Here is a 24,383-nt window from a genome sequence, read left to right as displayed (position 1 = left end):
AGGGCCGGGCGTTCCCCGGCCTTTCTTTTTAATATGGCGTCCAATACCCTCCCATCTCTTGTTGAACTGCGTCACCTGACCTTTGGGTATGGTGAGCGGGTGATTCTTGACGATGTGTCCCTGTCCATTCCGCGTGGCAAAGTCACGGCGCTTATGGGTGCCTCTGGCGGTGGCAAGACCACGATCCTGCGGCTGATTGGCGGTCAAAACCGGGCGCAATCAGGGCAGTTGCTGTTTGATGGGCAAGACGTCACACCCATGGACCAGACGCAGCTTTATGCGGCCCGTCGCCGCATGGGCATGCTGTTCCAGTTTGGCGCCTTGTTTGCGGATCTGTCGGTGTTTGACAATGTGGCGTTTCCGCTGCGTGAGCACACCGCCCTGTCCGAAGCCTTGATTCGCGACATTGTCCTGATGAAGCTCAATGCCGTCGGTTTGCGCGGCGCGCGTGACCTGATGCCCAGTGAAGTCTCGGGCGGCATGGCACGACGCATTGCCCTGGCGCGTGCGATTGCGCTGGATCCTGAACTGGTCATGTACGACGAGCCCTTTTCCGGGCTTGACCCGATTTCTCTCGCCATTTCGGCACGCCTGATTCGCGAGCTCAATGACTCCATGGGGTTGACCAGTGTTTTTGTGTCCCACGAGCTGGAACAAACCTTTGCGATTGCCGATCACGTGATCATTCTCGCCAACGGAAAAATTGCGTGTGAAGGCACACCTGATGAAGTGCGCCAAAGCGCCGACCCCCTGGTCTACCAGTATGTCAACGCGCTGCCGGACGGGCCTGTGCGTTTCCACTACCCGGGGCCGACAATTGACGAAGACTTTGGTTTGGGCGCCGTGGCGGTGCAACGTCCTCACGAGAAGGGAGTGAGGCCATGAGCTGGTACAAACCGCGTGATGTCGGGTTTGCCGCGCGCCGTCAGCTCGCTGATCTGGGGCAGGGGGCACGCCTGTTCGCGCGTTTGTTGACCACGCTGCCTGGCAGCTTGAAACGTTTTGGCCTGATTCGTGACCAGATGCATTTCCTGGGCAACTACTCGCTGGCCATCATCGCGGTGTCTGGCTTGTTTGTCGGGTTTGTGTTTGGCCTGCAGGGCTACTACACCCTGCAGCGTTATGGCTCGTCTGAAGCCCTGGGCCTGCTGGTCACGCTCAGCCTGGTTCGGGAGTTGGGGCCGGTGGTGACCGCACTGCTGTTTGCCGGCCGTGCCGGTACGTCCATCACGGCCGAGATTGGCCTCATGAAGGCCGGTGAGCAGATCAGCGTCATGGAAATGATGGCGGTGGACCCGGTGCAACGCATTCTGGCGCCCCGTTTTTGGGCGGGTGTCATCACCATGCCCCTGCTGGCGGCTGTCTTCAGCGCCATGGGCATCATTGGCGGCTGGGTGGTCGGTGTGCTCATGATCGGTGTCGACGCCGGTTCATTCTGGAGTCAGATTCAGGGCGGCGTGGATGTGTGGCAAGACGTGGGCAATGGCGTCATCAAGAGCATTGTTTTCGGTTTTACGGTGACCTTTATCGCGCTGTTACAGGGTTTTGAAGCCCAGCCGACGCCTGAAGGCGTCGCGAGCGCCACGACCCGGACGGTGGTAGTGGCCTCCTTGTCAGTTCTTGGTCTGGATTTCATCCTGACCGCCATGATGTTTACTATTTAGGGAGAGTGTGGTGCAACGCTCGAAAAATGATGTGTGGGTGGGTCTGTTTGTATTGATTGGTGCCGTGGCCATTTTGTTTTTGGCATTGCAGTCGGCCAATTTGTTGAGCCTGAGCTTCCAGAAAAGCTACTCGGTGGAGGCCAAATTCGACAATGTTGGCGGGCTCAAGCCCAAAGCTGCCGTGCGCAGTGCCGGCGTGGTGGTGGGCCGTGTGGAGAGCATCACCTTTGATGACAAAACCTTTCAGGCGCGTGTGACGATGGCCTTGGAGAGCCGTTATGCCTTTCCAAAAGACAGTTCTCTCAAGATACTGACCAGCGGTTTGCTGGGCGAGCAGTACCTGGGCATCGAGGCCGGGGCGGACGAGAAAACCCTGGCCGCCGGTGACGTGATTTCCAGCACCCAGTCTGCTGTGGTGTTGGAGAGCCTCATCAGTCAGTTTCTGTACAGCAAGGCCGCTGACACCAGCACGCCTGCTGCCGCTTCGCCGGTGGGCGCCAAGGTGAAAAAATGAGCGTGTGTTCTGTCCGCCTTCCCGTTGTGTCGAGGCGGGTTCGATCGACCAGCCTGGTGCTGGTGCTGGTGTCGCTCACGGCTTGCGCCAGTGGCCCGAACGCCAATCCGCGTGATCCCCTGGAGCCATGGAATCGGGGCGTTTACCAGTTCAATGATGCGGTCGACGTGGCTGTTCTGAAGCCGGTCGCAACCGCGTACCGCGACGGCGTGCCGCGTTTGGTGCAATTGGGAATCGGGAACTTTTTTGACAATGTTCAGGATGCCTGGTCATTTGTCAACAATGCTTTGCAACTCAAGGGCGAAGCCGCCGGCGACAGCTTTTTCCGCTTCGCCGCCAACACGGTTTTTGGCTTGGGTGGCGTGCTGGATATCGCCTCCGAGATGCGCATTGAAAAGCACACCAAGGATTTCGGTCATACCCTGGGCTACTGGGGGGTGGGTGCCGGGCCCTATTTGGTGCTGCCGTTTTTCGGCTCTTCGACCGTGCGCGACACAGCGGCCTTGCCGGTCGATATGGCCGGTGATTTGGTCTCCGGCATGAGCAATGTGCCAGCACGCAACACGGCAACGGTGGTTCGTCTTGTCGACGAACGCGCCGGTTTGCTCAAGGCCAGCGCCATGTTGGACCAGGTGGCACTGGATAAATACAGCTTCACCCGTGACGCTTACCTGCAAAGCCGTCGCAGTGCCATCTTTGACGGCAACCCGCCAGAAGAAGAGTCGAATGACACCCTGCAGGACTACAGCTTGCCTGTGACCGATGTGTTAACTGATCCGGCACCTGCCGCGTTAAATACTGCCGGGGTTCCCGGCGATGAGAAAGCCAAACCATGAACCGTCGTTTTTTAAGCCGTTTGTTGACTGTCCTGGCCCTCAGTGGCGCCAGCCTGCTCGCCTTGCCCGCCAGTGCGGCCGATGAGTCGGCCGAGGCCCTGATTCAGCGTTTGTCCACCGATGTGCTGGACAGCATCAAGGCGGACAAAGCCATTCAGGCGGGTGATGTGTCCCGCATCATCGGTCTGGTCGATACACGCGTCATGCCCAATGTGAACTTTCAGCGCATGACGGCTTCCGCCGTGGGCCCGGCCTGGCGCCAGGCCACCCCCGAGCAGCAAAAACGCCTGCAGGAGGAGTTCAAGACCTTGCTCGTGCGCACCTACGCGGGCGCGCTGACCCAGGTCAATGACCAGACCATCGTGGTCAAGCCTCTGCGTGCGGCGCCTGAAGACAAAGAGGTGGTGGTGCGTACCGAAGTCAAAGGCCGTGGTGACCCGATCCAACTGGACTACCGGCTTGAGAAAACGCCAGGTGAAGGCGCCGGCTGGAAGATTTACAACCTGAACGTCCTCGGTGTGTGGCTGGTGGAAACCTACCGCAGCCAGTTTGCGCAGGAAATCAATGCCAAGGGTATCAATGGCCTGATCGCGACGCTGGTTGAGCGTAACAAGGCCAACGGCAAGAAGGGTTGAGCGTGCTGGTACTGCCTGAAGAGCTGACGCAATCGCAGGCCACCGCATGCTTGCGCATGCTGGTGCAGGGTTTGCGTGCCCAGTCGGGCTCGGACGTTGTGGTGGATGCCTCGGCTTTGACGCGCTTTGATTCTGCCGCCCTGGCCGTGTTGTTGGAGTTCCGGCGCGAGAGTCTGGCCTTGGGCAAGCTTTTTTCGGTTCGCGGTCTGCCTGAGCGGCTTGGCAATCTGGCGTCTCTTTACGGGATTGTTGACCTGTTGTCGTCCGAGTTGCCGACGACCGTAAAATAGCGGACTCCATGCCCGCTATCTCATTCCAGTCCGTCTCCAAGACGTATCCCTCCCCGCGCGGTCCCAAAGGCAGCACTTTTCTCGCACTCGATGGCGTCAGCCTGGATATCGAGGAGGGGGAGTTTTTTGGTCTGCTGGGCCCCAACGGCGCGGGCAAGACGACCATGATCAGCATCCTGGCGGGGCTTGCCCGTGCCACATCGGGCAAGGTCTCGGTGTTGGGTCATGATGTGCAGGCGGATTACGCGCAGGCGCGTCGCAGCTTGGGTGTGGTGCCACAAGAGCTGGTGTTCGATCCCTTTTTCAGTGTCCGCGAAGCGCTGCGCATCCAGTCAGGCTATTTTGGCGTCAAGAACAACGACGCCTGGATCGATGAACTGCTGGAAAGCCTCGGTCTGGCCGACAAGGCCACCTCGAACATGCGCCAGCTCTCGGGTGGCATGAAGCGGCGTGTGCTGGTGGCCCAGGCCCTGGTGCACAAGCCGCCGGTCATCGTGCTCGACGAACCCACTGCCGGTGTGGATGTGGAGTTGCGCCAGACCTTGTGGCAGTTCATTGCCAAACTCAACAAACAAGGCAGCACCGTGCTGTTGACAACGCACTACCTGGAAGAAGCCGAAGCCTTGTGCGGCCGCATTGCCATGCTCAAGACCGGGCGCATCGTGGCGCTGGACCACACCAGTGAATTGCTCAAGGCGGCCTCCAGCAATGTGCTGCGCTTCAAGGTGGACAGCGAGTTGCCCCAGCTGCTGGCTGACAAGGCGCGCATCACCGGCCGAATTGTCCAGTTCCCGGCCCACGACGCGCTGGAGATCGAAACTTACCTTGCCGCGGTGCGCGAGGCCGGTCTGGTGGCGCACGACGTCGAGATTCGCAAGGCCGATCTGGAAGACGTTTTTCTGGATGTGATGCACAAGAACAAAGACGCGAAAAATCAGTCCGCAGGAGCTCTCTCGTGACCGGCTGGCAAACACTGTTGTACAAGGAAGTGCTGCGCTTCTGGAAGGTGGCGTTCCAGACGGTGGCAGGTCCGGTGTTGACGGCCATGCTGTACCTGCTGATCTTCGGGCACGCCCTGGAGTCCCATGTCAAGGTGTACGACAAGATCAGTTACACCGCCTTTTTGGTGCCCGGTCTGGCGATGATGAGTTTGTTGCAAAACGCGTTTGCCAACAGTTCCTCGTCGCTGATCATGAGCAAGGTCATGGGCAACCTGGTGTTTTTGCTACTCACGCCACTCTCGTACATGAACTGGTTTGTGGCGTATGTGGGCGCTTCGGTGATTCGTGGTCTGGTCGTGGGTCTGGGGGTGTTTGGTGTCTCGGCCTTGTTCACCGAGGTCAGTTTTGTGGCGCCGTTGTGGATACTGGTTTTTGCCGTGATGGGTGCTGCCTTGATGGGCACGCTGGGCCTGATCGCCGGCCTGTGGGCCGAGAAGTTTGACCAGCTGGCGGCCTTTCAGAATTTTGTGGTCATGCCCATGACCTTTCTCAGTGGCGTCTTCTATTCGATTCATTCCCTGCCGCCTTTCTGGCAACGCGTGAGCCACCTGAACCCGTTTTTCTACATGATTGATGGCTTTCGTTACGGCTTTTTCGGCGTGAGCGATGTGTCGCCCTGGCTGAGTTTTTCGGTGGTGGGGGGCTCTCTGGCCTTTGTGAGTGCTGTGGCCATCTACCTGCTTCGCACCGGTTACAAAATCCGCGGTTGACGCGAATTACATTTTTTGGATTGTTGACATGACTGCAGACCAGATCAAAGACATGATTACCGCGGGTTTGATGTGCGAACACATCGAACTTGAAGGCGACGGCCGCCACTGGTACGCCACCGTGGTGTCCTCCGCATTTGATGGCAAGCGTGCCATTCAACGTCATCAACAGGTGTATGCCACGCTGGGCAACAAAATGCAAAACGACGAGGTTCATGCCCTGTCGATGAAGACGTACACGCCATCCGAATGGGCGGCATTGGCCAAATGATGGTGTTTTGAACGGGTGGATCGCGCCTGTGGACCTGAACTTTTTGAACTGACTTTATGGATAAATTATTGATTCGCGGCGGTCGACAACTGCATGGTGAGGTGCTGATTTCCGGCGCCAAGAACGCGGCTTTGCCCGAGCTGTGCGCCGCCCTGCTGACGGCCGAACCCGTGACCTTGACCAATGTCCCGCGTTTGCAGGACGTGTCCACCATGCTCAAGCTCATTGGCAACATGGGTGTCGGTGTCGAGCGCGATGAGGGCGGGACCGTGCGCCTTGATGGCGGCTCGCTGACCTTGCCTGAAGCGCCATATGAATTGGTCAAGACCATGCGGGCGTCGGTGTTGGCGCTGGGTCCCTTGCTGGCCCGTTTTGGCCACGCCAAGGTGTCTTTGCCGGGCGGCTGTGCCATTGGTTCACGCCCCGTGGACCAGCACATCAAGGGCCTGACCGCAATGGGCGCCGAGATCGTGGTCGAGCACGGCTACATGATCGCCAAACTGCCCGAAGGCCGCACCCGCCTCAAAGGCGCGCGGATCGCGACCGACATGGTCACCGTCACCGGTACCGAAAACTTTCTGATGGCCGCTTGCCTGGCCGAAGGCGAGACCATTCTGGAGAACGCGGCGCAAGAGCCCGAGATCCCTGACCTGGCTGAAATGCTGATCAAGATGGGCGCGAAGATTGAAGGTCACGGCACCAGCCGCATCCGCATCCAGGGCGTCGACAAACTGCATGGCTGTGAACACCAGGTGGTGGCGGACCGGATCGAGACCGGTACCTTTTTGTGCGCCGTTGCGGCCACGGGCGGTGACGTGGTGCTTCAGCATGGCCGTGCCGAGCACCTTGAAGCCGTGGTGGAAAAACTCCGCGATGCGGGTGCCACGGTCACCGAGCTGGAGGGCGGCATTCGCGTTCAGTCCCAGGGACGCCTGAAAGCCCAAAGCTTCCGGACGACCGAGTACCCCGGTTTTCCGACCGACATGCAGGCGCAGTTCATGGCGCTCAACTGCATCTCGCATGGCACATCCAAGGTGACCGAGACCATTTTTGAAAACCGTTTCATGCACGTCAACGAGATGGTTCGCCTCGGGGCGAACATCCAGATCGACGGCAAAGTGTCGGTGGTGGAGGGGGTAGCGCAGCTCTCGGGCGCCACCGTCATGGCGACCGATCTGCGGGCGTCGGCCAGCCTCGTGATTGCGGGTTTGGTCGCTGAAGGCGAAACCCTGGTGGAACGCATCTATCACCTGGACCGGGGCTACGATCAGATGGAAGCCAAGCTTCGTCTCCTGGGTGCCGATATTGAAAGAGTGAAATGATTACTTTGGCGTTGTCGAAGGGCCGCATTTTCGAAGAGACCTTGCCGCTGCTGCGGGCCGCCGGCATCGAGGTGCTGGAAGATCCGGAAAAATCGCGCAAGCTCATCCTCACCACCAACCAGCCCGATGTGCGTGTGCTGGTGGTGCGCGCCACGGACGTGCCCACCTACGTGCAGTACGGCGGTGCCGACCTGGGCATCACCGGACGCGACACGCTGCTGGAGCACGGCAGCGATGGGCTCTACCAGCCGCTGGACCTGCAAATTGCCAAGTGCCGCATCAGTGTGGCGGTGCGGGCCGATTTTGATTACGCCTCGGCCGTCAAGCAGGGCTCGCGCCTGCGGGTGGCGACCAAGTACGTGGCGATTGCCCGCGAATTTTTCGCTGCCAAAGGCGTGCACGTGGACTTGATCAAGCTCTACGGCAGCATGGAACTCGCGCCCTTGGTGGGCCTGGCCGATGCCATTGTGGACTTGGTCTCGACCGGCAACACGCTCAAGGCCAACCACCTGGTGGAGGTCGAGCACATCATGGACATCAGCTCGCGTCTGGTGGTCAACCAGGCGGCCCTGAAATTGAAACAGGCCCCGATTCGCAAGATCATCGATGCGTTTGCATCGGCCATTGTTCCCTGACGCCTCTTATTCATCCGCTTAATACTGCTATGAAATTAGTAGCTACTCCCGCTTATTTATCAACGGCTAGCGGCACATTTGATGCTGAATTCAAGGCGCGCCTGCATTGGTCCGCCGAGGCCGACGCGGCCATTGAGCAGCGGGTGGCAGACATCCTGGCGGACGTGCAGGCGCGCGGTGACGCCGCGGTGCTGGACTACACGCAGCGCTTTGACGGCCTGACGGCTTCGACCGTGGCCGAACTGGAGCTCACGCAGGCCGAACTCAAGGCCGCGTTCGACGCCATCCCGTCCGCCCAGCGCGAGGCCTTGCAGGCCGCAGCCCGGCGCGTGCGCACCTACCACGAAGCGCAGAAAAAAGCCTGTGGCGAGAGTTGGAGCTACCACGACGAAGACGGCACCCTCCTGGGCCAGAAGGTCACGCCGCTGGACCGTGTCGGCATTTATGTGCCGGGTGGCAAGGCGGCTTATCCGTCGTCCGTGTTGATGAACGCCATCCCCGCGCATGTGGCCGGGGTGGGTGAAATCATCATGGTGGTGCCCACGCCCCAGGGCGTGAAAAACCCGCTGGTGCTGGCCGCGGCCTATGTGGCTGGCGTGACCCGGGCGTTCACCCTCGGTGGTGCGCAGGCGGTGGCTGCGCTGGCTTTTGGGACCGCCACCATTCCGGCGGTGAACAAGATCACCGGCCCGGGCAATGCCTATGTCGCTGCAGCCAAGCGCCGCGTCTTTGGCACGGTCGGTATCGACATGATTGCCGGCCCCAGCGAGATTCTGGTGCTGGCCGATGGCAGCACGCCGCCTGACTGGGTGGCGATGGACTTGTTCAGCCAGGCCGAGCACGACGAGCTGGCGCAAAGCATCCTGCTGTGTCCCGACGCAGCCTACATCAACGAGGTGCAAGCCTCAATCAACCGCCTGCTGCCCGAGATGCCCCGGGCCGAGATCATCGCCAAGTCGCTCAATGGCCGCGGTGCCCTGATCCACACCCGCAGCATGGAAGAAGCCTGCGACATCAGCAACCGCATCGCCCCCGAGCATCTGGAGGTGAGCAGCCGCGACCCGCACCGCTGGGAGCCGCTGCTCAAACACGCAGGTGCCATTTTTCTGGGCGCCTACACCAGCGAATCGCTGGGCGACTACTGCGCCGGACCGAACCACGTGCTGCCGACCAGCGGCACGGCCCGTTTCTCCAGCCCCCTGGGGGTCTACGACTTTCAAAAGCGCAGCAGCCTGATTGAAGTGAGCGAAGCGGGCGCCCAGACGCTGGGCCTGATTGCCGCTGAGCTGGCGTATGGCGAGGGCCTGCAGGCCCACGCGCGGGCGGCCGAGTTGCGTCTGGCCTCTGTGCCCCCGATGCGCGCCAGTTCATGAACGCCTCAGTCACACCCGTGCGCCAGGTCATCCGCGAAGACGTGCGGGCCATGCATGCTTATGCCGTGCAGGATTCGACCGGCATGGTCAAGCTGGACGCCATGGAGAACCCCCATGGCCTTGCGCCCGCATTGCAGACGGCCCTGGGCCAACGCCTGGGCGCGCTGGCGCTGAACCGTTACCCCGATGGCCGGGTCAATGACCTGCGCCATGCGCTGGCCGCTTACGCGGGCATGCCCGAGGGCTTCGAGCTCATGTTGGGCAATGGCTCCGATGAGTTGATCAGCCTGGTGGCGCTGGCCTGTGCCGTGCCTCCCAGCGCGGCCAACGGCTTCAAAAAAGCCAGCGTGCTGGCACCGTTGCCGGGCTTTGTCATGTACGCCATGAGCGCGCAGTTGCAGGGGCTGGACTTTCACGGCGTCGCCCTCACGGCGGACTTTGAACTGGACGAGGCCGCCATGCTCGCCGCCATTGCCCTGCACCGGCCCGCCATCACCTACCTGGCCTACCCCAACAACCCCACCGCCAACCTGTGGGATGACACGGTCATTGAGAAGATCATCGTCGCGGTGGGTGAGCAGGGCGGTCTGGTCGTGATGGACGAGGCCTACCAGCCGTTCGCCTGCACAAGCTACATCGACCGGCTGGCGCGCCACAGCCATGTGCTGCTGATGCGTACGCTCAGCAAGTTTGGCCTGGCCGGTGTGCGCCTGGGCTACATGATGGGCCCCCAGGCTCTGATCGCCGAGTTTGACAAGGTGCGTCCGCCCTACAACATCAGCGTGCTGGACTACGAGTGCGCCTTGTTTGCGCTTGAGCACCAAGAGGTGTTTGCGGCGCAAGCCCTTGATATCTGTGCGCAGCGCGCTATTATTTTGGAAGCACTTCACGCCATGCCTGGTATCCGGGCCTACCCCAGCGACGCCAATATGGTGCTGGTGCGGGTGCCGGATGCGCAAAAAACGTTTGACGGCATGAAATCGCGCCAGGTGTTGGTCAAGAACGTTTCTAAAATGCACCCATTGCTGGCCCATTGCCTGCGTCTGACTGTTGGCACTGCCGACGAAAACCGGCGCATGCTGGCCGCCCTTCAAGAATCACTATGACCACCTCTATCCCCACGCCTGCCACCGGCCCCCGCACGGCAGAAGTCTCCCGCAACACGGCCGAGACCCAAATCACCGTCAAGGTCAATCTGGACGGCACCGGCGCGGCCAAGCTGCACACCGGCATCGGCTTTTTTGACCACATGCTCGACCAGATTGCCCGCCACGGCATGATCGATCTCGACATCCATGCCCTGGGGGACCTGCACATTGACGGCCACCACACGGTCGAAGACGTGGGCATTGCCTTCGGCCAGGCCGTGCACAAGGCCGTGGGCGACAAAAAAGGCATTCGCCGTTACGGCCACGCCTACGTGCCGCTGGATGAAGCGCTGTCCCGTGTCGTCATCGACCTGTCCGGCCGCCCCGGTCTGGTCATGAACGTGCCGTTCAAGAGCGGCATGATTGGCGCCTTTGACACGCAACTGACGCATGAGTTTTTTCAGGGCTTCGTGAACCATGCCTTTGTGACCTTGCACATCGACAACCTGCGCGGCGAAAACGCTCACCACCAGGCCGAGACCGTGTTCAAGGCCTTCGCCCGCGCTTTGCGCTCCGCGCTGGAGTTTGACCCGCGCGCGCTGGGCACCATTCCGTCGACCAAGGGTTCTTTGTAAAATTTATGCCAAACAGGCCTCTAGCCCCCGGTAACCGTGGGTAAGTAGCTATGAATTCAATAGCAATCAATACCCTGAAGAAAACCGTTGCCGTGGTCGACTATGGCATGGGTAACCTTCGTTCCGTGTCGCAGGCCGTCATCCATGCCGCGCAAGGCTCGGGCGTCGAGGTCGTCTGGGCGCGTACACCTGAAGAAGTGCTGGCCGCCGACCGTGTCGTGCTGCCGGGCCAGGGTGGCATGCGTGACTGCATGCGTGAGCTGGTTGAGTCCGGCATGCTGTCCGCCGTGTTGCATGCTGCAGCGAACAAACCGCTCATGGGCGTGTGTGTCGGCATGCAGATGCTGCTGGATCACAGCGCCGAACTGGACACCCCCTGTCTGGGCCTGATCCCGGGTGAAGTCATCAAGTTCGACCTCGAAGGCCAGTTGCAACCCGATGGCAGCCGCTACAAAGTGCCGCAAATGGGCTGGAACCAGGTCTATCGCAACAACCACGGTGGCGTGCCGCACCCGGTGTGGGGCGAGGTGCCCGATGGCAGCTACTTCTACTTTGTACACAGTTTTTACGCCCGGCCGTCTGATCCACGCCACAGCGTGGGCGAGACCGACTACGGCAGCCGCTTCACGTCGGCCATTGCGCGCGATAATATTTTTGCAACGCAATTTCATCCCGAAAAAAGTGCCGAACACGGTTTGTCCCTTTACAGAAACTTCCTTCACTGGAATCCCTGACCTCTTTGCTCCCTCCGAGCTTCTCGTTGTTTCCCTTCCTCCACCACTCTGAAGCATCATGCTTTTAATACCTGCAATTGACTTAAAAGACGGCCACTGCGTTCGCCTCAAACAAGGCGACATGGACCAATCCACCACCTTTGGCGAAGATCCGGCCGTCATGGCCCGGAGCTGGGTTGCCAAAGGCGCGCGACGCCTGCACCTGGTCGATTTGAATGGCGCGTTTGCGGGGCATCCCAAGAACGAAGTGGCCATTCGCAAGATTCTGAAAGAAGTGGGCAGCGAGGTGGACGTGCAGCTGGGTGGCGGTATCCGTGACCTGGACACCATCGAGCGTTACCTCGACGCCGGTCTGCGCTACGTCATCATCGGCACCGCAGCGGTCAAGAACCCCGGCTTTTTGCAGGACGCCTGCACGGCGTTTGGCGGTCACATCATCGTTGGACTGGACGCCCGCGACGGCAAGATTGCCACCGACGGCTGGAGCAAGCTCACCCGCCATGACGTGATCGATCTGGCCAAGAAGTTTGAAGACTACGGCGTCGAATCCATCATTTACACCGACATCGGCCGTGACGGCATGCTCAGCGGCATCAACGTGGACGCCACGGTCAAGCTGGCGCAGGCCCTGAGCATTCCCGTGATCGCCTCGGGCGGTTTGAGCAACATGGCCGACATCGAGGCCTTGTGCGCCGTTGAAGACGACGGCGTTGAAGGCGTCATCTGCGGCCGCGCCATTTACTCGGGCGACCTCGACTTTGCCGCCGCGCAAGCGCGCGCTGACGAATTGAACGGCTAGGAATATGGCCCCCACGCTTGTCACTTCGTGCACTACGCTGCCCCCCGAGGGGGCTGCAGTCGCCTTGGGGCGGTCCGGCGTCGCCTGCCCATGCTAGCCAAACGCATCATTCCCTGCCTCGACGTCACCGGTGGCCGCGTGGTCAAGGGCGTCAATTTTGTCGAGCTGCGCGACGCCGGCGACCCGGTGGAAATCGCCGCCCGTTACAACGACCAGGGCGCGGACGAACTGACCTTTCTTGACATCACCGCGACCAGTGACGGCCGCGACATGATTCTGCACATCATCGAAGCCGTGGCCTCCCAGGTGTTCATTCCCCTGACGGTGGGCGGCGGGGTGCGCACGGTGGAAGATGTGCGCCGCCTGCTCAACGCGGGCGCCGACAAGATCAGCTTCAACTCGGCGGCGCTGGCCAACCCGCAGGTCATCACGGAGGCCTCCGCCAAGTACGGCGCGCAGGCTATTGTGGTGGCGATCGATGCCAAACGCCGTTTTGGCGACGACATGCTCGACCGCGGCGAGGGCTGGGACGTCTACAGCCACGGCGGGCGCAAAAATACCGGTCTGGATGTGGTCACCTGGGCCACGGAGATGGCCAAGCGTGGCGCCGGCGAGATTTTGCTCACCAGCATGGACCGTGACGGCACCAAGTCCGGCTTTGATCTGGCGCTGACACGGGCCGTCAGTGATGCCATCGGTGTGCCGGTGATTGCCTCGGGCGGTGTGGGTACCCTGGACCACCTGGCCGACGGGATCCAGCTGGGCGGCGCTGACGCGGTGCTCGCGGCCAGCATTTTTCATTACGGCGAATTCACCGTAGGCCAGGCCAAGGCGCGCATGGCCGAGCGCGGCATACCCGTTCGTCTTTGAGCTATTTTTGCCTGTAGCCGCCGTCCTTCCTAGATAAGTAGCTATTAAATTTATAGCAATTTCAAAACACTGACAATTCTGGCATGAACTGGTTAAAACACATTCGATGGGATTCCAAGGGCCTCGTGCCGGTGATCGCGCAGGAGCAGGGCAGCAATGACGTGCTCATGTTCGCGTGGATGAACCGCGAGGCCTTGCAGAAGACGGCTGAGTTGGGGCAGGCGGTTTACTTCAGCCGTTCGCGCAACAAACTGTGGTTCAAGGGCGAAGAGTCTGGTCATGTGCAAAAAGTGCATGAAATCCGCATGGATTGCGACAATGACGTGATCTTGCTCAAGGTCACCCAGCTCGGGCATGAGCCCGGCATTGCCTGCCACACCGGTCGCCACAGCTGTTTCTTCACGGTGTACGAGAACGGCGAGTGGAAAGTCACCGAGCCGGTCTTGAAAGACCCGCAAACCATCTATAAATAAGCAGCCATGACTTCGAACGACTTGTCCTCTGATTCACTCGCCCGTCTCGCACAGGTGATTGAAAGTCGCTTGCCCAAAAATGGCGGTGATCCGGACGCCAGCTATGTGGCGCGCCTGTTGCACAAAGGGCCTGACGCCTTTTTGAAAAAAATTGGTGAAGAAGCCACCGAGGTTGTGATGGCGGCCAAAGACGCGGATCATGGCGGTGACAAGACCAAAATTGTCTACGAAGTCGCGGACCTCTGGTTTCATTGCATGGTGGCGTTGGCGCACTATGGCCTGACGCCGACCGATGTGGTGGCGGAGCTGGAGCGGCGCGTCGGCACCAGCGGCATTGAAGAAAAAGCCTTGCGCAAGGTGCTCGCGCGCGAGACGGAGACCAAATGAACCAGGATGCATTGGAGATCGAAAAGCTGCAGGCACTCAACACGGTGGGCACCATCAGCTACATCCTGCACCTGATTGTCGCGATTGGTGCGCTGATTCCGGGGGGGCAATTTGGCCCCGCGCTTCTGGTGGTGGCGCTGGTCATTGACCTGGTCAAGCGCTCGGAGGCTGAAGGCACATGGCATGCGTCGCACTTTCGCTGGCGCATCCGCACCGTGATCATTGCCGCGGTGCTGTACGCGGTGACGGCGCCTTTGTGGTTTCTTTTCATCTTCCCCGGATGGATCGCCTGGGGGGTGATCTCGATCTGGTTTCTCTACCGCATCGTCAGCGGCATGGTGCGCATGAACAAAGGATTGCCCATGGGCGTCGCATCATGATCGAGTCCATTGTTCAAAGCGATCCGGATTGCCTGTTTTGCAAGATTGTGGCGGGCAAGATCCCGTCCAAAGTGGTCTACCAGGACGAGGAAATGTTCGTCTTCCACGACATCAATCCGTGGGCCCCGGTGCATTTTTTGATGATTCCCAAGATGCACATCCCATCCATGGCGCACGTCGGCGCCGAGCATGCGGGTTTGTTGGGGCGCATGATGGCGATGGCGCCCCAGTTGGCCTTGCAGGAAGGATGCAATCCTTACCCCGAAGGTGGGTTTCGTATTTTGAGCAATACTGGGGCCGAAGGGCGACAGGAAGTCCATCACCTGCACATCCATGTGATGGGCGGGCCCAGGCCCTGGCTGCGGGGATAATTCCCCGCTCCAATCGAGCTGCTTGCAGTTCGCCGACTAAAATCATTTCAATTCGTTAGGAGAAACCCATGGGATTTTCAACAACACACCTGATCATTTTTCTGGTCATTATCGTGGTTATTTTTGGCACCAAGAAACTTCGCAATATCGGGTCTGACCTGGGTGGCGCGGTCAAGGGTTTCAAGGATGGCATGAAAGACGGCACCGACAAAACAGCCGAAACCGCCACCGCACCGGCGCAGCAAGTCGGTTCTGCCTCGTCTGCCGCCAAAGAAACGATTGATGTCGAAGCCAAAACCAAGGTCTGAGGACGTGTTTGCCAAGAAGCCTGTTCTAGCGGGACTGCGTCTCCGTGCTTGACATTGGCGTCACCAAGATCGCCATCATTGGGGCGATCGCCCTGTTGGTCATCGGCCCCGACAAACTCCCAGGGTTGGCCAAGACCGTGGGCACGTTGTTGGGTCGGGCACGTCGCTATGTCGCTGATGTGAAGGACGAAGTCAATCGCTCCATGGACCTGGATGAACTCAAGAAAATGAAGGACACGGTCGAGAGCGCGGCCCGGGATGTCGAGCATTCGATTCAGACCAGCGCCAGTGATTTCGAGAAAAGCTGGGCCGAAACCACCGACCAGGCCGCGATCGGCAACTCTTCCTACGGCTATTCGACCTTTCCTGAATACAAAAATCCCAAGAAAAAATGGCGCATCAAGCAGGGCGCCACCCCGCGCTGGTACAAAGCGCGCACGGGTACGCGCACCAATGCCCAGTCGGGTGCCGCCCGGGTAGCCCGGTTCCGACCTTCCAAAGCTAACTGATGACCGATCCTGTCCATAAAGAGGACGAACTGGCTGGCACTGAGCAGCCCTTCGTCCAGCACCTGTTCGAATTGCGCGACCGGCTCTTGCGGTCCTTGTACGGCGTGGGGGCTGTACTCGCGGTATTGTTCTTTTACCCCGGTCCTTCCAAGTTGTATGACCTGCTGGCCATGCCCCTGGTCAAGTCACTGCCGGAAGGCTCGCGCATGATTGCGGTGGGCGTGGTTTCCCCGTTTCTGGTTCCCATCAAGGTATCGGTCATGGCCGCCATTGCGCTGTCGCTGCCCTGGATTCTTTATCAAATCTGGGCGTTTGTTGCCCCCGGCTTGTACAAGCATGAGAAGAAGCTGGTGCTGCCTTTGGTCGCTGCCAGCACCTTATTGTTTTATACAGGCGCCGCTTTTTGTTACTTCTTTGTGTTTGGGCAGGCTTTTCCGGCCATCCAGAAAATGGCGCCCATCTCGGTCGCGGTCAGCCCGGACATTGAGGCCTATCTTGACTTTGTGATTACCATGTTCATTGCCTTTGGTGTCGCCTTTGAAGTGCCGATTGTGGTGGTCATCCTCGCACGCATGGGTATCGTGACGGTGGAGCAGCTCAAGTCGTTCCGGACCTATTTTGTCGTGGGGGCAGCTGCCATTGCCGCCCTGGTCACGCCGCCGGACCCGGTGTCCATGATTGCCCTGCTGGTGCCCATGTACTTGCTGTATGAAATTGGTATTCTCGCGGCGCAAGTGTTTATCAAACACACTCAGGCGCCTGAAGAAGACACCGAGGCTGCCAAGCCTTGAACACTGCCCGGTGATTCCGGGCTTTTTCATCGCTACTGAGTTTGTTTGCGTGGTTTGGGCCGTACACCCGGCGTCACGTTCAGATCCACTTTCTCTTCTTTTCGCAGCACGCTGAACTTCGAGGCCGTCCCTGGTTTAAGGGCTGCCACGCTGGTGAGCAACTCGGACACATTGCCCACCGGTTTGCCCGCCACACTCAGGATGACATCGCCGGGGCGAATGCCCGATTGCGCAGCTGGCCCGTTTTGCAGAACCCCAGTGATGATGACCCCTGCTTTTGTCTGCACGCCAAAGGTCTCGGCCAATTCGGGGTTCAGCTCGTTGGGCTCGACGCCAATCCAGCCGCGTGTGACCTGTCCATCCTTCACAATTCCCTCCATGACCAGCTTGGCGGTGGACACGGGAATTGCAAAGCCAATGCCCATGCTGCCCCCCGAGCGTGAGTAAATGGCGGTGTTGATGCCCAGCAGGTTGCCGTTGGTATCCACCAGCGCACCGCCTGAGTTGCCGGGGTTGATGGCCGCATCGGTCTGAATGAAGTTTTCAAACGTGTTGATGCCCAGCTGGTTGCGCCCCAGCGCGCTGACAATGCCCCCGGTCACGGTCTGCCCAACGCCAAACGGGTTGCCAATGGCCAGGACCTGATCACCCACCTGTAATGAATCCGAATTGCCCAACATGATGACCGGCAGCTTGTCGAGGTCAATCTTCAAGACAGCGAGATCGCTGTCCGGGTCGGTTCCGATGACTTTGGCCTGGGCGTGCCGGCTGTCGTTCAGGATGACTTCAATCTCGTCGGCACTTTCCACCACGTGGTTGTTCGTCAGGATATAGCCATCGCTGCTGACGATCACGCCGCTTCCCAGGCCGACTTGCGGCTGGTTGCCTTCTTCTCCAAAAAAGAACTTGAACCAAGGGTCGTTGCCATGAGGGTTGTTTTTGGCCGCTTTGCTGGTGTTGATGCTGACAACGGCCGCGGATGATTTTTGTGCAGCCAACCGGAAACTGCCCGCGGGCACGGCACCTGGACTGGCTGCCGGGGCTTCCAGCAGGGACACGCCAGCCGCGTGTGGTGACCGGTTGCCCAACCACTCGGGTTTTAGCGTGCCGACCACAAAATACGCGGCCATTAAAACGGTAACCGTTTGGGAAAACAACAACCAGAATCGTTTCATGAGTAGTTCGTGCGACAAGTCGCGTAGTGAAGGGCCGGGGTAAAACCAAATTGTAGGCCTCACGCAGAGCCCAGGCATGGGTCACGGGATGCCGCGTTGACGTGACGGGATGAGCGGGGGTTGTACAGTAGCGGGACTAACATGCCCAAGTCACCGCAAGTCATTCTTATTCACCCTGATGCCGCCTCCAAACCGGTGCCGGGGGCGGCATGCAATGGTTGTGGTGTGTGCTGCCTGCTGGAGCCTTGTCCACTGGGTGTGGTGTTGTCCGGACGGCGACACGGCGCGTGCGTGGCGGTGCGTTGGCATGACGATCTGTACCAGTACCGTTGTGGGGCCCTGATGGCGCCTCAGGAGGTTCTTCAAAGCGTGTTGCCCCGACCGATGGCAGGCATTGCCGTCCTGTTGGCGCCAGTCCTTGCACGGCTGGCCAAACGCTGGATTGCTGCCGGCGAGGGGTGCGACAGCAGCGTGGAATGGGCCCCGTTGGAGCCCGTAGGTGCTGTGCCTGATTCACCGACAATGATGAAAAAAGATGGATGCCCCTTTTAACTTGGCCACCCAGCCTGGAATGCCCCTCTTATGACTGACCGCACACAGCTTCTGCAGGCGTTTAACACCTTGCTGCAGCCCGAACGATTTCGTGATTACGGCCCCAACGGCCTGCAGGTAGAAGGCGCCCCAAGCATTCGGAAAATAGTGTCCGGGGTGACGGCCAGCCGCGCGTTGATCGAGGCGGCGATTGAAGCCAAGGCAGACGCGATCTTTGTGCACCATGGATTGTTCTGGCGCGGACAGGACGGCAGCGTCACGGGCTGGATGAAGCAGCGCCTGGCTTTGCTGCTGGCGCACGATATCAACTTGTTCGCTTACCACTTGCCTCTGGACGCCCATGCCGAGTTGGGCAACAACGCCCAGTTGGGCCTGCGGCTGGGCTTGCAGGCAGAGGGCCGTTTTGGTGAGCAGGATCTGGGCTTTGTGGGGCAACCTATCGCGCCGAATGACTTTGAAAGTGCAGCTGCCCTGGCTGATCATGTAAAAAAAGTATTAAATCGGCCTGTAGTCCTTGTCAATGGTGAGAAGCGTGCTATCAATAAAATAGCATGGTGTAGCGGTGGGGCACAGAGCTATTTTGAAGGCGCCATAGCCGCTGGGGCCGATGTCTTCATCACGGGCGAGATTTCAGAACCTCAAGCGCACTATGCGCGTGAATGTGGGGTCGCCTACCTGGCTTGCGGCCATCACGCCAGTGAGCGGTATGGCGCACCCGCGGTGGCCGCCCATGTGGCGGCGCAGTTCGGCGTGGCGCATGAATTCATTGACATCGACAACCCCGCCTGAACCGGCATCACACGGACTCCGATGGGAGTCAAAAAAAGAATGACGCTTCCTATAGCCATCACCCTGGGGGACCCTGCCGGCATTGGCCCTGAAATCATTGCCAAGGCGTTTCGCGAGGCCCCGGATGTCACGCGGGACTGCTTGGTGGTCGGCGATGTCGCCACCCTGCGGCGGGCCAATCAACTGGTCAGTGCGGGGGGCATTCCGCTGGGCCTGGCCCGAATTGATTCACCCACCGAGGCACTTTCCATGCCGCCCCGATGTGTGCCGGTGTTGCAGATGGGGGCGCCGGGTGAACTGGTTCCCTTTGGACAATTGAGCGCCAAGGCGGGCCTGATGGCCGCACAGAGTGTGGTGTGGGCGGCACAGGCTGCGCTGCGTGACGAACTTGCTGCCCTGATCACGGCGCCTCTGAACAAGGAGGCGCTGGCGCTCGCCGGGCCACCGTATTCGGACTACCCCGGACATACAGAGATGTTGCAGGCGCTGGCGGCGGCGCACGCTGGAAAAACGCTGCATGACATGCCGGTGCGCATGATGCTGGCCAATGACGAGCTCAAGGTGGTTCTGGTCAGCATCCACATGGCGTTGCGAGCGGCGATTGAGGCCGTAACCTTTGACGGTGTGCTGCAAACCCTGCGTATCGCGCATCAATCACTGACCGCAAGTCTCGGGCGTGCGCCGCGCATCGGCGTAGCGGGCCTGAATCCGCATGCCGGCGAAGGCGGACTTTTTGGTCGTGAAGAAATTGACCTCATCGCACCGGCCGTGGCCGCTGCGCGCGCGGAGGGCATTCAAGTGACGGGGCCGTTTGCGCCAGATACGGTGTTCATGCGGGCGCGCGCCACCGCGACGAAGCCCGGCGAATTTGATGTGGTCATTGCGATGTACCACGATCAGGGGCTGATTCCGGTGAAGTATTTGGGGGTGGAGCAAGGCGTCAATGTGACGCTGGGCTTGCCATTGGTGCGAACCAGTCCCGATCACGGCACGGCGTTCGATATAGCGGGAACGGGGCGGGCAGATGCGGCCAGTTTGATTGCGGCTATTCGGATGGCTCGGCGACTGAGCACTTTGCCGCAGAAATAGGCTTTGATTTCTGCGGCAATCGTTATTCAATAAACAAGAGTTATTGAAAAATAGTTTTTTACTTGCGCAAGCTGTCGCGAATTTCACGTAAAAGCAACACATCTTCCGCGGTTGGCGCGGGTGCAACGGGGGCCGTGGGTGCTTCTTTCTTCATGCGGTTTATTTGTTTGACCATCATGAAAATGATGAATGCCAAAATTGCAAAGTTGACCGCAACGGTGATGAAGTTACCGTAAGCAAACACGGGCACGCCGGCTTTTTTCAGCGCGTCAAGTGTCATGGCGGTGCCGGCGGGTGGTGTTCCCATGATGACAAAAAGGCTCGAAAAATCGAGTTTGCCAAAAATAGCGCCTACGACCGGCATGATGAGGTCGCCGACAACCGAGTCAACGATCTTGCCAAATGCGCCACCAATGATGACACCCACGGCAAGATCCATCACATTGCCTTTAACGGCAAACTCTTTGAATTCCTGCATCATGCCCATTTTTAAGACCTCTAAGTTGTTGAAAGGGCGCAAGTATTGACTAAAACAACCCAACTGCACAACTCCCTGACGCCTGGCTGATGTGAAATTTGACCGTAACCGTCAGCTACAATTGATGGTTAACCCCAACAGCGATGTTTTTCATTGAGGATTCTCATGAGCGAAACCCTTGTCGACAGCGGACAGATCGACGCCACCAAGCGGACGTGGCTGATCGCGTCAAGTTGTGCCGGCGCAGTAGGCGGCATAGCTGCAGTCGTGCCTTTTGTCAGTAGTTTTCAGCCCTCAGAAAAGGCCAAAGCCGCCGGTGCAGCTGTCGAGGCAGACATTTCTGCCCTCAAGCCCGGCGAGAAGATGACCGTGGAATGGCGCGGCAAGCCGGTCTGGATCGTGCGTCGCACGCCAGAACAATTGGCGGCGTTGCCGAAGCTGGATTCTCAGTTGGCAGATCCCAAGTCCGAGCGCAAGCCGGCCGATCAGGCGCCTGAATACGCGCGAAATGCAACGCGTTCGATCAAGCCCGAGTTTTTGATCACCGTGGGCATTTGTACCCATTTGGGATGCTCTCCCTCTGATAAATTTCAGCCTGGACCGCAGCCCTCGTTGCCTGATGATTGGCAAGGTGGGTTCTTTTGCCCTTGCCATGGTTCGACATTTGACCTCGCAGGTCGCGTTTATAAAAACAAGCCTGCACCCGACAATCTCGAAGTTCCGCCTCACATGTACCTCTCAGACACCAAGTTGCTGATTGGCGATGACAAGAAAGCCTAAGGACGATCATCATGGCTGAATTTCACGAAGTTTCCCCGAACGCCCCTGCTGGTGAAAAGTTGCTCAATTGGGTAGACAACCGGTTTCCGGCTTCCAAGCTCTTCAAAGAGCACATGAGCGAGTATTACGCGCCCAAGAATTTCAATTTTTGGTACGTCTTTGGTTCCCTGTCGCTGCTGGTGCTGGTGATTCAAATTGTCACAGGCATCTTCCTGGTAATGCATTACAAACCTGACGCCGCCTTGGCGTTTGGTTCGGTTGAATACATCATGCGGGACGTGCCGTGGGGCTGGCTGATTCGCTACATGCATTCCACAGGTGCATCAGCCTTTTTTGTTGTGGTCTATTTGCACATGTTTCGTGGATTGATTTACGGCAGCTACCGCAAGCCACGTGAATTGATCTGGATTTTTGGTTGTGGCATTTTTCTTGCGCTGATGGCTGAAGCCTTCATGGGCTATTTGTTGCCTTGGGGGCAGATGAGTTATTGGGGGGCGCAAGTGATTGTCAACTTGTTCTCGGCAATTCCGTTCATCGGTCCCGATCTGGCGTTGCTCATTCGGGGTGACTTTGTGGTGGGTGATGCCACATTGAACCGCTTTTTCAGTTTCCACGTTATTGCAGTACCGCTGGTGCTGTTGGGTCTGGTTGTGGCTCACATCATCGCTTTGCATGAAGTGGGTTCCAATAACCCGGATGGTGTTGAGATCAAGGCCACCAAAGATGCCAAAGGCCGGCCTCTGGATGGAATCCCGTTTCACCCTTACTACTCGGTGCATGACATCTTCGCTGTCAGCGTCTTCTTGATGGTGTTCACGGCCATTGTGTTTTTCGCACCGGAGATGGGTGGATATTTCCTGGAGTACAACAACTTCATCCCTGCTGATCCATTCAAGACGCCACTTCACATTGCACCAGTCTGGTACTTCACGCCTTTCTACTCAATGCTCCGTGCGGTGACCAGTGAGATGATGTATGCGCTCATTGCCTGTGTATTGGGTGGTGCAGCTTTGGCGGTGATCAAAGGCAAAATGCCAGCACTGTTCAAAGGTGTCATCTTGGGTGCAGCTGTGCTTGTTGTTGCCATGATGTTGTCCATTGACGCCAAGTTTTGGGGTGTGGTTGCCATGGGTGGTGGCGTTGTGATCCTGTTTTTCCTGCCTTGGCTTGACAACAGTGCCGTGAAGTCCATCCGCTATCGTCCTGACTGGCACAAATACCTCTATGCCGTGTTTGTTCTTGACTTCCTGGTGTTGGGTTATCTGGGCATGCAGCCGCCGTCCGATATTGGTGGCCGTGTATCGCAGACGGGTACATTGTTCTACTTTGGTTTCTTCTTGTTGATGCCTTGGTGGAGTCGCATTGGAACTCCCAAGACGGTGCCGAGCCGCGTCACGTTTACGGCGCACTGAGCAGGGGATAAATATTATGAAAACCATGGGTTTAACTAAAAAAATCATTCTCGGTTTGACACTGGCCTTGGGAATGTCTGTTGGTGCATTGGCCAATGTCGGTGGCTTGGCTTGGGATAAGGCGCCCAATAAAACCAATGACATGGCTGCGCTGCAAAACGGAGCCAAGCTGTTTGTTAACTACTGTTTGAACTGCCACTCCGCAGCCTTCATGCGTTACAACCGCTTGCAAGATATTGGACTGACAGAAGGCCAAATTAAGGACAACCTGTTGGTGACCAATGCCAAGATTGGTGAAACCATGAAGGCGGCCATTGATCCGCAACAGGCCAAGGCTTGGTTTGGCGCCAATCCGCCTGATTTGACCGTGATCGCACGTTCACGTGCAGGTGCAGGCGGGTCAGGTGCTGATTATCTTTACACTTACATGCGCACTTTCTACAAGGATGATGCCAAGCCCACGGGTTGGAATAATCTGGTTTTTCCCAATGTCGCTATGCCTCATGTACTGTGGGAGCTTCAGGGCGACCGTCGTCCTGTCTATGACACGATGACGGAACATGGCCACGAAGTACAGATTTTTAAAGGTTGGGAGCAAGTGAAGCCTGGCACCATGACACCTCTTCAATATGATCAGGCAGTGGGTGACTTGGTGAATTATCTGCAATGGATGGGCGAGCCCGCTCAAAATTCACGCGTTCGTGTGGGTGTTTGGGTCTTGTTGTTCCTCGGTGTATTTACGTTTTTCGCATGGCGACTCAACGCTGCTTACTGGAAAGATATCAAGTAATCGCGAACACAAGCTGTTCAGGTGACTGCCTCCCGGGCGTTATCTGAGCTTCTCAGAGTGGGCTTGCATTCAGCATCCCACTCTTTTTGATTTTTAGGAGTTCTCGCCATGATGGTGTTGTATTCAGGTACTACCTGCCCATTTTCCCACCGCTGCCGTTTTGTCTTGTTTGAAAAGGGTATGGACTTTGAGATTCGCGATGTGGATCTTTACAACAAGCCAGAAGACATCAATGTGATGAACCCCTACGGGCAGGTGCCTATCCTGGTCGAGCGTGATCTGATCTTGTATGAATCTAACATCATCAATGAATACATTGATGAGCGTTTTCCGCATCCCCAACTCATGCCCGGTGATCCTGTGGATCGTGCGCGGGTCCGCCTGTTCCTTCTCAATTTTGAGAAAGAGCTTTTTGTGCACGTATCAACACTGGAATCACGCGCTGCGAAGAGCAATGAAAAAGTCTTGGAGAAGGCGCGCGCGCACATCCGTGACCGACTCACCCAGCTGGCTCCCGTATTCCTGAAGAACAAATACATGTTGGGTGATGGCTTCTCGATGTTGGATGTGGCCATTGCGCCATTGCTATGGCGCCTTGATTATTACGGGATCGACCTCAGTAAAAATGCCGCTCCCTTGCTCAAATATGCAGAACGCATCTTCTCGCGTCCCGCCTACATTGAAGCGCTCACACCCTCTGAGAAGGTCATGCGCAAATAAGC

The 24,383-nt window shown here is 58.4% G+C and carries 32 protein-coding genes and 1 pseudogene; 31 read left to right on the top strand and 2 right to left on the bottom strand.

The genetic code is table 11. The features are described from left to right. Positions 1–33 precede the first annotated feature (33 nt). From AC097N_RS12430 to tatC, 24 genes and pseudogenes are all read left to right on the top strand, one after another. A complete protein-coding gene (locus AC097N_RS12430) occupies positions 34–885 on the top strand; it encodes an ABC transporter ATP-binding protein (protein ID WP_479581336.1) in 852 nt (283 codons plus the stop codon). After that, positions 882–1,664, top strand: a complete 783-nt coding sequence (gene mlaE / locus AC097N_RS12425) for a lipid asymmetry maintenance ABC transporter permease subunit MlaE (protein ID WP_479581335.1) — start codon at positions 882–884, stop codon at positions 1,662–1,664. Before AC097N_RS12430 ends, mlaE begins: the two co-directional genes overlap by 4 nt. 10 nt (positions 1,665–1,674) lie before the next feature. Then, complete coding sequence (gene mlaD, locus AC097N_RS12420) at positions 1,675–2,178, top strand: outer membrane lipid asymmetry maintenance protein MlaD (RefSeq protein ID WP_479581334.1); 504 nt, start codon at positions 1,675–1,677, stop codon at positions 2,176–2,178. Beyond that, positions 2,175–3,014, top strand: coding sequence for an MlaA family lipoprotein (locus tag AC097N_RS12415; protein WP_479581333.1), 840 nt, complete (start codon positions 2,175–2,177; stop codon positions 3,012–3,014). The genes mlaD and AC097N_RS12415 overlap by 4 nt, the downstream gene beginning before the upstream one ends. Continuing rightward, positions 3,011–3,649, top strand: coding sequence for an MlaC/ttg2D family ABC transporter substrate-binding protein (locus AC097N_RS12410; RefSeq protein ID WP_479581332.1), 639 nt, complete (start codon positions 3,011–3,013; stop codon positions 3,647–3,649). Before AC097N_RS12415 ends, AC097N_RS12410 begins: the two co-directional genes overlap by 4 nt. 2 nt (positions 3,650–3,651) lie before the next feature. Then, a complete protein-coding gene (locus tag AC097N_RS12405; protein WP_479581331.1) occupies positions 3,652–3,939 on the top strand; it encodes an STAS domain-containing protein in 288 nt (95 codons plus the stop codon). A gap of 8 nt (positions 3,940–3,947) precedes the next feature. Then, the gene (locus AC097N_RS12400; protein ID WP_479581330.1) at positions 3,948–4,898 is read left to right on the top strand and encodes an ABC transporter ATP-binding protein; all 951 of its coding nucleotides are present in this window, start codon (positions 3,948–3,950) and stop codon (positions 4,896–4,898) included. Then, on the top strand, positions 4,895–5,650 hold the full coding sequence (locus tag AC097N_RS12395) for an ABC transporter permease (RefSeq protein ID WP_479581329.1): 756 nt from the start codon (positions 4,895–4,897) through the stop codon (positions 5,648–5,650). The genes AC097N_RS12400 and AC097N_RS12395 overlap by 4 nt, the downstream gene beginning before the upstream one ends. A 28-nt stretch (positions 5,651–5,678) precedes the next feature. Further along, positions 5,679–5,921, top strand: a complete 243-nt coding sequence (locus AC097N_RS12390) for a BolA family protein (protein WP_479581328.1) — start codon at positions 5,679–5,681, stop codon at positions 5,919–5,921. Between the two features lie 56 nt (positions 5,922–5,977). Further along, entirely contained in the window at positions 5,978–7,243 is a 1,266-nt protein-coding gene (gene murA, locus AC097N_RS12385) for a UDP-N-acetylglucosamine 1-carboxyvinyltransferase (protein ID WP_479581327.1), read from the top strand. Then, positions 7,240–7,878, top strand: coding sequence for an ATP phosphoribosyltransferase (gene hisG, locus AC097N_RS12380; RefSeq protein WP_479581326.1), 639 nt, complete (start codon positions 7,240–7,242; stop codon positions 7,876–7,878). The genes murA and hisG overlap by 4 nt, the downstream gene beginning before the upstream one ends. 29 nt (positions 7,879–7,907) lie before the next feature. Beyond that, positions 7,908–9,251 (top strand): histidinol dehydrogenase, encoded by a 1,344-nt coding sequence (gene hisD, locus AC097N_RS12375; RefSeq protein WP_479581325.1) that lies wholly within the window; start codon positions 7,908–7,910, stop codon positions 9,249–9,251. After that, positions 9,248–10,357, top strand: coding sequence for a histidinol-phosphate transaminase (gene hisC / locus AC097N_RS12370; protein ID WP_479581324.1), 1,110 nt, complete (start codon positions 9,248–9,250; stop codon positions 10,355–10,357). The genes hisD and hisC overlap by 4 nt, the downstream gene beginning before the upstream one ends. After that, positions 10,354–10,974 (top strand): imidazoleglycerol-phosphate dehydratase HisB, encoded by a 621-nt coding sequence (gene hisB / locus AC097N_RS12365; protein ID WP_479581323.1) that lies wholly within the window; start codon positions 10,354–10,356, stop codon positions 10,972–10,974. Before hisC ends, hisB begins: the two co-directional genes overlap by 4 nt. Before the next feature lie 50 nt (positions 10,975–11,024). Next, positions 11,025–11,708: an imidazole glycerol phosphate synthase subunit HisH gene (gene hisH / locus AC097N_RS12360; protein WP_479581322.1), complete on the top strand. Its 684-nt coding sequence runs from the start codon at positions 11,025–11,027 to the stop codon at positions 11,706–11,708. 58 nt (positions 11,709–11,766) lie between these two features. Continuing rightward, a complete protein-coding gene (hisA, locus tag AC097N_RS12355) occupies positions 11,767–12,507 on the top strand; it encodes a 1-(5-phosphoribosyl)-5-[(5-phosphoribosylamino)methylideneamino]imidazole-4-carboxamide isomerase (RefSeq protein ID WP_479581321.1) in 741 nt (246 codons plus the stop codon). A gap of 90 nt (positions 12,508–12,597) precedes the next feature. After that, positions 12,598–13,377 (top strand): imidazole glycerol phosphate synthase subunit HisF, encoded by a 780-nt coding sequence (gene hisF / locus AC097N_RS12350; protein ID WP_479581320.1) that lies wholly within the window; start codon positions 12,598–12,600, stop codon positions 13,375–13,377. 68 nt (positions 13,378–13,445) lie between these two features. Next, positions 13,446–13,850: pseudogene (hisI, locus tag AC097N_RS12345) on the top strand (phosphoribosyl-AMP cyclohydrolase); the annotation flags it as partial. 6 nt (positions 13,851–13,856) lie between these two features. Beyond that, positions 13,857–14,237 (top strand): phosphoribosyl-ATP diphosphatase, encoded by a 381-nt coding sequence (locus tag AC097N_RS12340; RefSeq protein WP_479581319.1) that lies wholly within the window; start codon positions 13,857–13,859, stop codon positions 14,235–14,237. Beyond that, positions 14,234–14,617 carry a DUF4870 family protein gene (locus AC097N_RS12335; protein WP_479581318.1) on the top strand — a complete coding sequence of 128 codons (384 nt, stop codon included), beginning with the start codon at positions 14,234–14,236 and terminating at the stop codon, positions 14,615–14,617. Before AC097N_RS12340 ends, AC097N_RS12335 begins: the two co-directional genes overlap by 4 nt. Continuing rightward, on the top strand, positions 14,614–14,988 hold the full coding sequence (locus AC097N_RS12330) for a histidine triad nucleotide-binding protein (protein ID WP_479581317.1): 375 nt from the start codon (positions 14,614–14,616) through the stop codon (positions 14,986–14,988). Before AC097N_RS12335 ends, AC097N_RS12330 begins: the two co-directional genes overlap by 4 nt. A gap of 68 nt (positions 14,989–15,056) precedes the next feature. Next, positions 15,057–15,296, top strand: coding sequence for a Sec-independent protein translocase subunit TatA (gene tatA, locus AC097N_RS12325; RefSeq protein WP_479581316.1), 240 nt, complete (start codon positions 15,057–15,059; stop codon positions 15,294–15,296). Between the two features lie 44 nt (positions 15,297–15,340). Beyond that, positions 15,341–15,805 (top strand): Sec-independent protein translocase protein TatB, encoded by a 465-nt coding sequence (gene tatB / locus AC097N_RS12320; protein ID WP_479581315.1) that lies wholly within the window; start codon positions 15,341–15,343, stop codon positions 15,803–15,805. Further along, entirely contained in the window at positions 15,805–16,596 is a 792-nt protein-coding gene (gene tatC, locus AC097N_RS12315; protein ID WP_479581314.1) for a twin-arginine translocase subunit TatC, read from the top strand. The genes tatB and tatC overlap by 1 nt, the downstream gene beginning before the upstream one ends. Positions 16,597–16,628: 32 nt before the next feature. Here the strand turns inward: tatC and AC097N_RS12310 are convergent, their stop codons facing one another. After that, a complete protein-coding gene (locus AC097N_RS12310) occupies positions 16,629–17,771 on the bottom strand; it encodes a S1C family serine protease (protein ID WP_479581313.1) in 1,143 nt (380 codons plus the stop codon). Between the two features lie 141 nt (positions 17,772–17,912). Here AC097N_RS12310 and AC097N_RS12305 point away from each other — a divergent pair, with 141 nt between their 5' ends. The 3 genes from AC097N_RS12305 to pdxA are packed head-to-tail and all read left to right on the top strand — an operon-like array spanning position 17,913 to position 20,201. After that, positions 17,913–18,323 carry a hypothetical protein gene (locus AC097N_RS12305; protein ID WP_479581312.1) on the top strand — a complete coding sequence of 137 codons (411 nt, stop codon included), beginning with the start codon at positions 17,913–17,915 and terminating at the stop codon, positions 18,321–18,323. A gap of 30 nt (positions 18,324–18,353) precedes the next feature. After that, on the top strand, positions 18,354–19,112 hold the full coding sequence (locus tag AC097N_RS12300) for a Nif3-like dinuclear metal center hexameric protein (protein ID WP_479581311.1): 759 nt from the start codon (positions 18,354–18,356) through the stop codon (positions 19,110–19,112). Positions 19,113–19,151: 39 nt separating this feature from the next. Continuing rightward, positions 19,152–20,201 carry a 4-hydroxythreonine-4-phosphate dehydrogenase PdxA gene (gene pdxA / locus AC097N_RS12295; RefSeq protein WP_479581310.1) on the top strand — a complete coding sequence of 350 codons (1,050 nt, stop codon included), beginning with the start codon at positions 19,152–19,154 and terminating at the stop codon, positions 20,199–20,201. A 58-nt stretch (positions 20,202–20,259) separates the two neighbouring features. On the opposite strand, the gene mscL is transcribed toward pdxA, so the two are convergent. Continuing rightward, a complete protein-coding gene (gene mscL, locus AC097N_RS12290; protein ID WP_479581309.1) occupies positions 20,260–20,688 on the bottom strand; it encodes a large conductance mechanosensitive channel protein MscL in 429 nt (142 codons plus the stop codon). 156 nt (positions 20,689–20,844) lie between these two features. Here mscL and petA point away from each other — a divergent pair, with 156 nt between their 5' ends. The 4 genes from petA (at position 20,845) to AC097N_RS12270 (ending at position 24,381) form a co-directional block, all read left to right on the top strand. Beyond that, complete coding sequence (gene petA / locus AC097N_RS12285; RefSeq protein WP_479581308.1) at positions 20,845–21,459, top strand: ubiquinol-cytochrome c reductase iron-sulfur subunit; 615 nt, start codon at positions 20,845–20,847, stop codon at positions 21,457–21,459. A gap of 11 nt (positions 21,460–21,470) precedes the next feature. Next, positions 21,471–22,871, top strand: coding sequence for a cytochrome b (locus AC097N_RS12280; RefSeq protein ID WP_479581307.1), 1,401 nt, complete (start codon positions 21,471–21,473; stop codon positions 22,869–22,871). Positions 22,872–22,887: 16 nt separating this feature from the next. Next, positions 22,888–23,661, top strand: a complete 774-nt coding sequence (locus tag AC097N_RS12275) for a cytochrome c1 (RefSeq protein ID WP_479581306.1) — start codon at positions 22,888–22,890, stop codon at positions 23,659–23,661. A gap of 108 nt (positions 23,662–23,769) precedes the next feature. Beyond that, positions 23,770–24,381, top strand: a complete 612-nt coding sequence (locus tag AC097N_RS12270; protein ID WP_114968986.1) for a glutathione S-transferase N-terminal domain-containing protein — start codon at positions 23,770–23,772, stop codon at positions 24,379–24,381. The last annotated feature ends 2 nt before the right edge of the window (positions 24,382–24,383 follow it).

The sequence above is a fragment of the Rhodoferax sp. LS1R11 genome (assembly GCF_056521395.1).
The sequence above is the reverse complement of the archived record's forward strand: the minus strand, read 5'-3'. Positions and strand labels throughout refer to the sequence as shown.